General features: G+C 39.6%; 11 protein-coding genes and 1 pseudogene. All 12 read left to right on the forward strand.

Annotated features, from left to right (window positions below; genetic code table 11):
• Positions 1 to 45: 45 nt before the first annotated feature.
• Positions 46 to 1,083 carry a M42 family metallopeptidase gene (locus HT718_RS07465; RefSeq protein WP_173268053.1) on the forward strand — a complete coding sequence of 346 codons (1,038 nt, stop codon included), beginning with the start codon at positions 46 to 48 and terminating at the stop codon, positions 1,081 to 1,083.
• Between the two features lies 1 nt (position 1,084).
• A complete protein-coding gene (locus tag HT718_RS07470) occupies positions 1,085 to 1,546 on the forward strand; it encodes an HIT family protein (RefSeq protein WP_049540872.1) in 462 nt (153 codons plus the stop codon).
• Between the two features lie 10 nt (positions 1,547 to 1,556).
• Entirely contained in the window at positions 1,557 to 2,273 is a 717-nt protein-coding gene (gene ldcB / locus HT718_RS07475; RefSeq protein ID WP_173268054.1) for an LD-carboxypeptidase LdcB/DacB, read from the forward strand.
• 228 nt (positions 2,274 to 2,501) lie between these two features.
• On the forward strand, positions 2,502 to 2,927 hold the full coding sequence (rplK, locus tag HT718_RS07480; protein WP_001085807.1) for a 50S ribosomal protein L11: 426 nt from the start codon (positions 2,502 to 2,504) through the stop codon (positions 2,925 to 2,927).
• Positions 2,928 to 3,024: 97 nt separating this feature from the next.
• Positions 3,025 to 3,714, forward strand: coding sequence for a 50S ribosomal protein L1 (gene rplA / locus HT718_RS07485; protein ID WP_001085675.1), 690 nt, complete (start codon positions 3,025 to 3,027; stop codon positions 3,712 to 3,714).
• Between the two features lie 186 nt (positions 3,715 to 3,900).
• On the forward strand, positions 3,901 to 4,413 hold the full coding sequence (locus tag HT718_RS07490) for an adenine phosphoribosyltransferase (RefSeq protein ID WP_049551996.1): 513 nt from the start codon (positions 3,901 to 3,903) through the stop codon (positions 4,411 to 4,413).
• A gap of 323 nt (positions 4,414 to 4,736) precedes the next feature.
• Entirely contained in the window at positions 4,737 to 5,681 is a 945-nt protein-coding gene (metA, locus tag HT718_RS07495) for a homoserine O-succinyltransferase (RefSeq protein WP_173268055.1), read from the forward strand.
• Between the two features lie 8 nt (positions 5,682 to 5,689).
• Positions 5,690 to 6,367: a DnaD domain-containing protein gene (locus tag HT718_RS07500; protein WP_173268056.1), complete on the forward strand. Its 678-nt coding sequence runs from the start codon at positions 5,690 to 5,692 to the stop codon at positions 6,365 to 6,367.
• A gap of 97 nt (positions 6,368 to 6,464) precedes the next feature.
• Positions 6,465 to 7,223 carry a triose-phosphate isomerase gene (gene tpiA / locus HT718_RS07505; protein ID WP_084863022.1) on the forward strand — a complete coding sequence of 253 codons (759 nt, stop codon included), beginning with the start codon at positions 6,465 to 6,467 and terminating at the stop codon, positions 7,221 to 7,223.
• A 37-nt stretch (positions 7,224 to 7,260) separates the two neighbouring features.
• The gene (locus HT718_RS07510; RefSeq protein WP_173268057.1) at positions 7,261 to 9,048 is read left to right on the forward strand and encodes a GH25 family lysozyme; all 1,788 of its coding nucleotides are present in this window, start codon (positions 7,261 to 7,263) and stop codon (positions 9,046 to 9,048) included.
• A gap of 1,404 nt (positions 9,049 to 10,452) precedes the next feature.
• Positions 10,453 to 10,967: pseudogene (gene tnpA, locus HT718_RS07515) on the forward strand (IS200/IS605 family transposase).
• Positions 10,968 to 11,279: 312 nt separating this feature from the next.
• Positions 11,280 to 11,960 (forward strand): YSIRK-type signal peptide-containing protein (locus HT718_RS07520; protein ID WP_173268058.1); only part of this gene is annotated, 681 nt, incomplete at its 3' end.

Below are 11,960 nucleotides of genomic sequence, written 5' to 3' on the forward strand. Positions count from 1 at the left end.
TCCGATGATAAATGTGTTATAATAGGTAGCAAAAGAGGTGAAGAAATGAATCAAACAGTAGAATATATCAAAGAACTGACAGCTATTGCATCACCAACGGGCTTCACTCGTGAGATTTCGGACTATTTAGTCAAGACTCTAGAAGGTTTCGGTTACCAGCCAGTTCGTACAGCCAAGGGCGGTGTCAATGTGACTATCAAAGGTCAAAATGATGAGCAACAACGCTATGTGACTGCCCATGTAGATACGCTGGGGGCTATTGTCCGTGCTGTCAAACCAGATGGTCGTCTCAAATTGGACCGTATCGGTGGTTTTCCTTGGAACATGATTGAAGGAGAAAACTGTACCGTTCATGTAGCTAGCACAGGTCAAACGGTATCCGGAACCATCCTTATCCACCAGACCTCTTGCCATGTCTACAAGGATGCAGGAACTGCAGAACGCACGCAGGACAATATGGAAGTGCGTTTGGATGCAAAAGTAACTAATGAAAAAGAAACTCGTGTCTTGGGAATTGAAGTCGGTGATTTTATCAGCTTTGACCCACGAACTGTCGTGACAGAGACAGGCTTTATCAAATCTCGTCATTTGGACGATAAGGTCAGTGCAGCGATTTTGCTTAACCTGCTTCGTGTTTATAAGGAAGAGAAGGTTGAATTACCCGTAACAACCCATTTTGCTTTTTCAGTTTTTGAAGAAGTAGGTCACGGTGCCAACTCTAATATTCCTGCCCAGGTAGTAGAATATCTGGCTGTGGATATGGGAGCTATGGGGGATGATCAGCAGACAGACGAGTACACAGTGTCTATCTGTGTCAAGGATGCTTCAGGTCCTTATCACTATGACTTCCGTCAACACTTGGTGGCTTTGGCGAAAGAGCAGGATATTCCATTTAAATTGGATATCTATCCATTTTATAGATCGGACGCTTCAGCAGCCATGTCTGCAGGGGCAGAGGTCAAACACGCCCTTCTTGGTGCTGGTATCGAGTCTAGCCACTCTTATGAGCGCACTCATATTGACTCGGTGGTTGCAACGGAGCGTATGGTTGATGCCTATCTTAAGAGCGCATTGGTAGACTAATATGTGCCTGATTTGCCAGAGAATTGAGCTGATCAAGGCTGGGGAAAATCCTTACTTTGTAAGAGAGTTGGAAACAGGCTATTTTGTGGTTGGAGACCACCAGTATTTTGCAGGATATAGTCTTTTTCTATCCAAAGAACATGTCACCGAATTGCACCATTTAGAAAAGGAAACGAAACTCCGTTTTCTAGAAGAAATGAGTGTGGTCCAAGAGGCAGTTGCCAAGTCTTTTGCTGCTGAGAAAATGAATATCGAACTGCTAGGAAATGGTGATGCCCATCTTCATTGGCATCTGTTTCCTAGACGAACAGGTGATATGAATGGTCACGGACTCAAGGGGCGTGGGCCAGTTTGGTGGGTTCCTTTTGAAGAAATGACAGCAGAAACCTGCCAAGCAAAACCGGATGAGATTAAAAGATTAGTCGAACGTTTATCATCAGAAGTAGATAAACTATTAGAATAAAGGAGTAGAAATGAAGAAAAGATACCTTATCTTGACAGCCTTGCTAGCCTTGAGTCTAGCAGCTTGTTCACAAGAAAAAACAAAAAATGAAGATGGCGCAGCTAAGACAGAACAAACAGCTAAAGCTGATGGAACAGCCGGCAGTAAATCTCAAGGAGCTGCTCAGAAAAAAGCAGAAGTGGTTAATAAAGGAGACTACTATAGCATACAAGGGAAATACGATGAAATCATCGTAGCCAATAAACACTACCCATTGTCTAAAGACTATAATCCAGGGGAAAATCCAACAGCCAAGGCTGAGTTGCTCAAACTCATAAAAGCTATGCAAGAGGCAGGTTTCCCAATCAGCGATCATTACAGTGGCTTTAGAAGTTATGAAACTCAGACCAAGCTCTATCAAGATTATGTCAATCAAGATGGGAAAGAAGCTGCCGACCGTTATTCTGCTCGTCCTGGCTATAGCGAACACCAGACAGGCTTAGCCTTTGATGTGATTGGGACAAATGGTGATTTGGTGACAGAAGAGAAGGCGGCACAATGGCTCTTGGACCATGCTGCTGATTATGGCTTTGTTGTCCGTTATCTCAAAGGTAAGGAAAAGGAAACAGGCTATATGGCTGAGGAATGGCACCTTCGTTATGTCGGAAAAGAAGCTAAAGAAATTGCTGAGACTGGTCTCAGCTTGGAAGAATACTATGGGTTTGAAGGTGGAGATTACGTCGATTAATACTCTTCGAAAATTAAATTCAAACCACGTCAGCGTCGCCTTACCGTACTCAAGTACAGCCTGCGGCTAGCTTCCTAGTTTGCTCTTTGATTTTCATTGAGTATAAAAAATAAACTTTTCTCTTGCAATTCTAGATAAATAGTGTATAATAGATGGGTATGTGAAAAGCATACTTGTGGGAGGTAAAAATCTCTAATTACCGCCAAAACCACAAAGGAGGATTTAAAAATGGCTAAAAAAGTCGAAAAACTTGTAAAATTGCAAATCCCTGCTGGTAAAGCTACACCAGCTCCACCAGTTGGACCTGCTCTTGGTCAAGCTGGTATCAACATCATGGGATTCACAAAAGAGTTCAACGCTCGTACAGCTGACCAAGCTGGTATGATCATTCCAGTTGTTATCTCAGTTTACGAAGATAAATCATTTACTTTCATCACTAAAACACCACCAGCCGCTGTTCTTTTGAAAAAAGCTGCAGGTGTTGAAAAAGGATCAGGTACACCTAACAAAACTAAAGTTGCTACAGTTACTCGTGCACAAGTACAAGAAATTGCAGAAACTAAGATGCCAGATTTGAACGCAGCAAACGTAGAGTCTGCAATGCGTATGATCGAAGGTACTGCTCGTTCTATGGGATTCACTGTTGTTGACTAATCAATAACACCCCCAATATAACCCGCAAGACTTCATCATTTCGAGAAGTGACGTGGGAGATGAAAATCGATTGAACCACTTACAAGGAGAATAGAAAATGGCTAAAAAAAGCAAACAACTTCGTGCTGCTCTTGAGAAAATCGACAGCACAAAAGCATACAGCGTAGAAGAAGCTGTAGCACTTGCAAAAGAAACTAACTTTGCAAAATTTGACGCAACTGTAGAAGTTGCTTACAACTTGAACATCGACGTTAAAAAAGCTGACCAACAAATCCGTGGAGCAATGGTATTGCCAAACGGGACTGGTAAAACTTCACGCGTTCTTGTTTTTGCACGTGGTGCAAAAGCTGAAGAAGCAAAAGCTGCTGGTGCAGACTTTGTTGGCGAAGATGACCTTGTTGCTAAAATCAACGACGGTTGGTTGGACTTCGACGTAGTTATCGCTACGCCTGACATGATGGCTCTTGTTGGACGTCTTGGACGTGTCCTTGGACCACGTAACTTGATGCCAAACCCTAAAACTGGTACTGTAACAATGGATGTTGCTAAAGCAGTTGAAGAGTCTAAAGGTGGTAAAATCACTTACCGTGCTGACCGTGCAGGTAATGTTCAAGCAATCATCGGTAAAGTATCATTTGAAGCTGAAAAATTGGTTGAAAACTTCAAAGCTTTCAACGAAACAATCCAAAAAGCAAAACCAGCTACAGCTAAAGGAACTTACGTAACAAACTTGACTATCACAACTACTCAAGGTGTTGGTATCAAAGTTGACGTTAACTCACTTTAATCAGTTGTTTATACACAAAGGCGAGTACGAAAGTGCTCGTTTTTGTATGTGAGTTATAGTTTAGATAAAAATAGTTATCTTCATTTAGCTCATAGAGTGAGTAGCAAATGAAATGCTGTTTTCTCTTCCTTCTTTGCTAGAAAATATGGTATAATAGAGAGTAAAAATTTTGAAAGAAAGAAAAAGATGAATTTAAAAGATTATATTGCAACAATTGAAAATTATCCAAAGGAAGGCATCACCTTCCGTGATATCAGTCCTTTGATGGCTGATGGAAATGCTTATAGCTACGCTGTTCGTGAAATCGTTCAGTATGCTACTGACAAGAAAATTGATATGATCGTAGGTCCTGAAGCTCGTGGATTTATCGTGGGTTGTCCAGTTGCTTTTGAGTTGGGAATTGGTTTTGCTCCTGTTCGTAAGCCAGGAAAATTGCCACGCGAAGTCATTTCTGCTGACTATGAAAAAGAGTATGGTGTTGACACCTTGACTATGCACGCGGATGCCATCAAGCCAGGTCAACGTGTTCTTATCGTAGATGACCTCTTGGCAACAGGTGGAACTGTTAAGGCAACTATCGAGATGATTGAAAAACTTGGTGGTATTGTAGCAGGTTGTGCCTTCCTTGTTGAATTGGATGAATTGAACGGCCGTGAAAAAATCGGTGACTACGATTACAAAGTTCTCATGCATTATTAATGAAAAACAGTCCCTAGGGCTGTTTTCTCTACATTAGGATATAAAAATAGACTATAGCTAGTTAGAGAAAAACTATAATTGAAAACTATATCTTCTTGCAGTATAATAAAAGGACTAAGTGTTTGAGATTTAGTTTCATACTCAATGAAAATCAAAGAGCAAACTAGGAAACTAGCCGTAAGCTGCTCAAAGTACAGCTTTGAGGTTGCAGATAGAAGTGACGAAGTCAGTAACATATACGTACGGTAAGGCAACGTTGACGCGGTTTGAAGAGTTTCAAACACATGCAATTATTCCTGAAAGAGTACAGTTAGGAGAGGGTTATGCCGATTCGAATTGATAAAAAATTGCCAGCTGTTGAGATTTTACGGACAGAGAATATCTTTGTCATGGATGATCAACGTGCTGCCCACCAAGATATCCGTCCCTTGAAGATTTTAATCTTAAATCTCATGCCACAAAAAATGGTCACAGAGACTCAATTGTTGCGCCATTTGGCCAATACACCCCTGCAACTGGATATTGATTTCCTCTATATGGAAAGCCACCGTTCTAAAACAACTCGCTCAGAGCACATGGAGACTTTCTATAAAACTTTTCCTGAAGTCAAGGATGAGTATTTTGACGGGATGATTATCACAGGGGCTCCAGTTGAGCATTTACCATTTGAGGAAGTGGACTATTGGGAGGAATTCAGTCAGGTGCTTGAGTGGTCCAAGACCCATGTCTATTCGACCCTTCATATCTGTTGGGGGGCTCAGGCTGGGCTTTATCTGCGTTATGGGGTTGAAAAATACCAGATGGACAGTAAGTTATCGGGTATCTATCCTCAGGACACCTTAAAGGAAGGTCATCTTCTCTTTAGGGGCTTTGACGATAGTTACGTATCTCCCCATTCTCGGCATACGGAGATTTCTAAGGAAGAGATCTTAAACAAAACCAATCTCGAGATTTTATCAGAAGGTCCTCAGGTTGGGGTTTCGATTTTGGCCAGTCGTGATTTACGAGAAATTTATAGTTTTGGGCATTTGGAGTATGACCGTGATACCTTGGCAAAAGAGTATTTTCGAGATCGTGACGCAGGTTTAGACCCACATATTCCAGAAAATTACTTTAAGGATGATGATGTTAACAAGATACCTTGTCTTTGTTGGTCTTCATCTGCAGCCCTCTTTTTCAGTAACTGGGTAAACTATGCTGTCTATCAGGAGACGCCTTTTGACTGGAGAAAGATAGAAGATGATGCATCTGCATATGGGTATTTATAAGAGGAATTATGACATATTTAGACGCTTTTAAATCAGGGAACTTGGTTTTACCGAGTGCCCTGCTCTTGCATTTTAAGGAACTCTTTCCTTCCAGCGACGATTTTCTGGTCTGGCAATTTTTCTATTTGCAAAATACGACAGGTTTGGAAGAAATGTCGCCAAGCCAGATTGCTGAAAGGATTGGCAAGGAAATTTCGGATGTCAACGAGTCCATTTCCAATCTGACGGAGAGGGGACTGCTCCAGTATCGTACTATCGAATTAAATGGCGAAATTGAATTGCTTTTTGATGCTAGTCTAGCCTTGGAACGTTTGGATGACTTGTTTGGAGCTAGTGCTTCGAGTTCAGACCAGTTGACACCTCAAAATCAACTCAAGGATTTGGTAGAAACCTTCCAGCAGGAGTTGGGACGCTTGTTGACACCTTTTGAGATTGAGGATTTGACTAAGACACTAAAGGAAGATGGAACCAGTGCTGACTTGATTAAGGAAGCTCTTCGTGAAGCTGTTTTGAATGGGAAACCAAACTGGAAGTACATTCAGGCTATTTTGAGAAACTGGCGCCATGAAGGTATCAAAAGTGTGGCTCAAATTGAGGCTAAGCGGGCAGAGAGAGAAGCAAGCAATCCTCAGTTGACACAGGTATCTGCAGATTTCAGAAATGCTATGGATCTCTGGAAGGATTAATCCATGTAAGCAGGCTTGAAATCCGAGTAAGATTTGCAAGCTGTGTTTAATTGTGATAAAATAAATAGAAAATAAATTGAAAAAAGAGGTATGTGAAATGTCACGTAAACCATTTATCGCTGGTAACTGGAAAATGAACAAAAATCCAGAAGAAGCTAAAGCATTCGTTGAAGCAGTTGCATCAAAACTTCCTTCATCAGATCTTGTTGAAGCAGGTATCGCAGCTCCAGCTCTTGATTTGACAACTGTTCTTGCTGCTGCAAAAGGTTCAAACCTTAAAGTTGCTGCTCAAAACTGCTACTTTGAAAATGCAGGTGCTTTCACTGGTGAAACAAGCCCACAAGTTTTGAAAGAAATCGGTACTGACTACGTTGTTATCGGTCACTCAGAACGCCGTGACTACTTCCATGAAACTGACGAAGATATTAATAAAAAAGCAAAAGCAATCTTTGCAAACGGTATGCTTCCAATCATCTGTTGTGGTGAGTCACTTGAAACTTACGAAGCTGGTAAAGCTGCTGAATTCGTAGGTGCTCAAGTATCTGCTGCATTGACTGGATTGACTGCTGAACAAGTTGCTGCATCAGTTATTGCTTACGAGCCAATCTGGGCTATCGGTACTGGTAAATCAGCTTCACAAGACGACGCACAAAAAATGTGTAAAGTTGTTCGTGACGTTGTAGCTGCTGACTTCGGTCAAGAAGTTGCAGATAAAGTTCGTGTTCAATACGGTGGTTCTGTTAAACCTGAAAACGTTGCTTCATACATGGCTTGCCCAGACGTGGACGGTGCCCTTGTAGGTGGTGCATCACTTGAAGCAGAAAGCTTCTTGGCTTTGCTTGACTTTGTAAAATAATTAGTAAGTAGCAAAAGCTAGGTGGAACAGCATTGAGATGTCTGTTCCATTTTTTATAGGAGAGGAAAGATTGAAAACAAAGATTGGAAAAATCGGATTAGCAAGTATCTTTTTACTAGGATTGTCAGTTAGTCATGTCGCTGCAAATGAAGCTGAAGTGAAAGCATCTTCGGAAGGAAGTGGCATCCAGACTTCTTCTAGTAAGGCAGAGGAAAAGAAATTAGAAACGACGGCAAGTCAAAAAGAGGAAGAGAAAAAGGTTGAGGTTTCTTCTAGTCAACAGGCTGAGAAAAAGGAAGAAGTAAAAGAGACGCGCGCTAGTAGTCAAAAATCGGAAAGTAAACCAACTTCCACATCGGCACACTGGGAAGGAGACTTCTATGTGAAGGCAGATGGGTCAAAAGCTAAGAGTGAGTGGATCTTCGATACTAGCTACAATAGCTGGTTCTATATAAAAGCAGATGGTCGTTATGCCCAAAAAGAATGGCATGGAAACTACTACCTCAAAGCGGGTGGTTACATGGCTACAAATGAATGGGTTTACGATAATCATTATAAGAGCTGGTTCTACCTCAAGGCTGATGGTTCTTATGCAAATCAAGAATGGCATGGAAACTACTATCTCAAAGTGGGTGGCTACATGGCCAAGAGTGAATGGGTTTACGATAACAATTATAAGAGTTGGTTTTACCTGAAATCTGATGGTTCTTATGCGAATCAAGAGTGGTATGGTAAATATTACCTAAAAACGGGTGGCTACATGGCCAAGAGTGAATGGTTTTATGATAGCAATTATAAGAGTTGGTTTTACCTGAAATCTGATGGTTCTTATGCGAATCAAGAGTGGCATGGAAACTACTATCTCAAAGTGGGTGGCTACATGGCCAAGAGTGAATGGGTTTACGATAACAATTATAAGAGTTGGTTTTACCTGAAATCTGATGGCTCTTATGCAAATCAAGAGTGGCAAAAGGTAGACGGCAAGTGGTATTATTTCAAGAAGTGGGGCTATATGGCTAAAGATGAGTGGCAGGGTAACTACTATTTGACAGGAAGTGGTGCTATGGCGACTGGTGAATTAGTCATGAATGATGCTCGCTATATTTTTTCTGACTCAGGTGAGTTAAAAGAAAAGAAAGGCTTGAATGTTGGCTGGGTTCACCGAAATGGCCACCGTTACTTCTTTAACCAGCGTGAAGAACAAGTTGGGACTGATCAAGTTAAAAAGGTCATCGATGTCAGTGAGCACAATGGTCGTATTAGTGACTGGAAAAAAGTCATCGACGATAATGGCGTTGATGGAGTTATTGTTCGTTTGGGCTATAGTGGAACTGAGGACAAGGAATTGGCTTATAATATCAAGGAGTTAAACCGTCTTGGAATTCCTTATGGGGTTTACCTCTATACTTATGCTGAAAATGAGACTGATGCTGAGAATGATGCCAATCAGACCATTGAACTCTTGAAAAAATACAAGATGAACTTGTCTTACCCTATCTATTATGATGTTGAGAACTGGGAATATGTCAATAAGACCAAGAGAGCTCCAAGTGATACTGGAATCTGGGTCAAAATCATCAATAAGTATATGGCAACAATGAAGAAGGCTGGTTATCAAAATGTGAAAGTTTATAGCTATCGTCAACTTTTGCAAACTCGTTTGAATCATCCCGATATTTTGCAACACGTTAACTGGGTAGCAGCCTATACGGATGCGCTTGATTGGAATAATCCTCACTATTCAGGTGAAAAAGGATGGCAATATACTTCATCTGAATATTTAAAAGGAATTCGTGGTCATGTTGACGTCAGCGTTTGGTATTAAGATGTAGGTTTAAGAAAGCTAGCTAAAAGAAATTCTACCACCGATTTGTAGTCTAAATATTTTTATGCTACCTATTGATACAATTTTTTATGATGGAGATTTCGATATAGAGATCTTTGTCAACTGTAAAAGTATTGGAAGCTGGGAAAAACTGGCCTCCAGACATAAAACAAGCGAGCATCTCCACGATTGGAGATGCTCGTTTTCTAATATCATATTCATAAGAGAGATATAGGTGATACTCTTCGAAAATCTCTTCAAACCACGTCAGTTTCACCTTGGATTATATATGTGACTGACTTCGTCAGTCTTATCTACAACCTCAAAGCAGTGCTTTGAGCAACCTACGGCTTGCTTCCTAGTTTGCTCTTTGATTTTCATTGAGTATCAATTTAATATTATTGGGATACCTAAAGCTGTAGCCTTGTGTAAAATAGTATTATCTATCATGAGTAATAACTATCCATTGTTTAAGCGCACTTTACGGAGTGAGACGTATTAATAGTTACACAAATACAATGTAGTTATTCGGATAAGCTTAGGACAATTTCTTTAAAAATTTATTTATCCATCCACTCTGTATTACAGCCACCAGATATTAAGAAAAATAATCACCAGTATGGGAATCCACTGTATTATAATCATACCTAAATTCTTGAATATAGTGACTCTCAACCGGAGGGCGAATTTTTTCTATGTTCAACATTTCTCATTCTTATTAATTCTCCCAAAACTAGCTTGCTCTTGCTATATCATACGTACGTTCTGAAAGTATTGACTAGATTTTTAGATATTCTAAATGTGGGGTGACCTTTGGTCAACCGTAGCGAGCCAGAAAATCATAAAATTCTTCACGAGTGGTCCTTTTTCCAATTAGCTTCTTATAAACTCTGTAGAGATGGTCAATTGTTACATACTCTCCTTCAAACTCTCTTTTAACAATTCCTGCTCGTTTTCAAATATTACATAAGCATGATTTATACTTCCTCGTGTTTCAAAAAGAAGAATAGATGATCCTTCTTTTTGAAACTTAGACAAAGTTCTAGTAATCGTACTTGGGTTAAAATTCAAGAGTTCTATCATTTCTTTTGAGCTCTTTCTTTTGGAACGGAAAGGGTAGAATTTGAAGCTGTTGATGAAATTTAGATTAGGAAACATCTTTTAAAAAGGTATTATATTTTCTTGTTTTAATATAACGTGCTTTTGTTTTTCTGTTTATTCAGTGTAAATTGTACAATGTGGCGAAGTTCATTATTATGTGACTATTAGTCCGTATCGCTCAGTTAGGTGCGAGACAAAAAAACCACCCGCTATGCGGGTGCGCGTCGAAGGTTATACCCAAAAAACTCCAAACGCGATACAATAAAGGTGTTCAAGCCAATTGTAAAGCGAAAGGAGAAAAATATGGCACAAAAGGCACATAGTTTATCGCACACAAAGTGCCACTGTTCTATCACATTGTGTTCACCCCTAAGTATAGACGAAAAATAATCTATAATCAATATCGAAGTAGTTTAGGAGAAATATTTCATAGTTTGTGTAGTTATAAAGGAGTTGAAATTATCGAGGGTCACTTAATGCCAGACCATGTACATATGTTAGTCAGTATTCCACCAAGGATAAGTGTTTCAAGTTTCATGGGGTATTTAAAAGGTAAAAGTGCATTCATGATGTTTGACGAACACGCCAATCTCAAGTACAAGTTTGGGAATCGTCATTTTTGGGCGGAAGGTTATTATGTGAGTACGGTTGGACTCAATGAAGCCACAATTAAGAAATATATCCAAGAGTAAATAAATTATCCAGTGGATGATTTATTCACGAGTATGAAAATTTGAGAATGAGTAAAGCATGATATAGAACTAGATAAATTAAGTATAAAAGAATATGAGGATCCCTTTAGGGATAATGGTAAGTAATACTAAAGCCTCTTTAAGAGGCAAGTGACGAGTCAAGAGCAATGAGGCTTGAACAATGTGAAAGCCAGCGTCTTTAGGCGCTGGCTGGTAATTTGGGATTATAGCTCTGGTTCAAACCACCCGTTAGACGGGTGGTCATTATTTTGTATATTTTCACAATTGCATTAAGAAAATTTAAAAAGCTTGTAACTTGGTATTATGTTGTTTAAAAGTATTTTCAAACTGAAAAAATTGACCAAAAATTTGAATAATTAACTATAATTGGGTAAAATAGATAGTATGGCATATTATATTTAAGAGGAAAAAATTAAAATGAAACAATGGTTTTATGGAGAAAAACGTCAGCGTTTTTCTTTTAGAAAATTGTCAGTTGGATTAGTCTCGGCTACTATTGGAAGCTTCTTTTTTAGCAGTCTAATAGCTGGAGATTTATCCCCTGTTAAAGCTACAGAGATTTCACATGGACAGTCAGCTCAAGTGAGCTACTATTATGTAATGGAATCTGAATTAACTGAAGCAGAGAAGTCTATCTTGATCAGAGATATTCCAAAGCATGTTGAAGAGATATCAGAAAGTTATTACTTAGTTTATCGTCCCAAAGATCAAAAATTAGGATATGGAGCATTACCTCAGACCGGCTACTCTGAGGTCTGGGAGTCAATTTTTGCAGTTGCGGGTTTTACATTCTTGGTGTTAATATTTGCTAGGGCTAAGAGTGGTAAGAGATATTTATCGTCTATCTTATTGGTGACAGGAATGGGGTCTGTGTTACTATCTCCGACTGCCTTGGCTGTGACCAACCTTGAGCTTGCTGCGTATAATCAAAGTATAAATTTAGGTGTTGGAGAATCTCTTCCAAAACCTTTGCAGATTGATGGCTTTGAATATATTGGTTATCTAAAGAATGAGGATAAAAAGAGAAATATCTTTTATTCTTCTCATAAGGATAAATCATTAGTAGACTATGGCACAAATCCGTCTACAGCTCCAGTT

Source organism: Streptococcus sp. 714 (assembly GCF_013277115.1).
Lineage (GTDB): Bacteria > Bacillota > Bacilli > Lactobacillales > Streptococcaceae > Streptococcus.

Bases quoted from the DNA above. Each gene is read 5' to 3' on its own strand.
- metA (WP_173268055.1), top strand. From the start codon at position 4,737: ATGCCGATTCGAATTGATAAAAAATTGCCAGCTGTTGAGATTTTACGG.
- rplK (WP_001085807.1), top strand. From the start codon at position 2,502: ATGGCTAAAAAAGTCGAAAAACTTGTAAAATTGCAAATCCCTGCTGGT.
- rplA (WP_001085675.1), top strand. From the start codon at position 3,025: ATGGCTAAAAAAAGCAAACAACTTCGTGCTGCTCTTGAGAAAATCGAC.
- HT718_RS07470 (WP_049540872.1), top strand. From the start codon at position 1,085: ATGTGCCTGATTTGCCAGAGAATTGAGCTGATCAAGGCTGGGGAAAAT.
- tpiA (WP_084863022.1), top strand. From the start codon at position 6,465: ATGTCACGTAAACCATTTATCGCTGGTAACTGGAAAATGAACAAAAAT.
- HT718_RS07510 (WP_173268057.1), top strand. From the start codon at position 7,261: ATGTCTGTTCCATTTTTTATAGGAGAGGAAAGATTGAAAACAAAGATT.
- HT718_RS07465 (WP_173268053.1), top strand. From the start codon at position 46: ATGAATCAAACAGTAGAATATATCAAAGAACTGACAGCTATTGCATCA.
- HT718_RS07500 (WP_173268056.1), top strand. From the start codon at position 5,690: ATGACATATTTAGACGCTTTTAAATCAGGGAACTTGGTTTTACCGAGT.
- ldcB (WP_173268054.1), top strand. From the start codon at position 1,557: ATGAAGAAAAGATACCTTATCTTGACAGCCTTGCTAGCCTTGAGTCTA.
- HT718_RS07490 (WP_049551996.1), top strand. From the start codon at position 3,901: ATGAATTTAAAAGATTATATTGCAACAATTGAAAATTATCCAAAGGAA.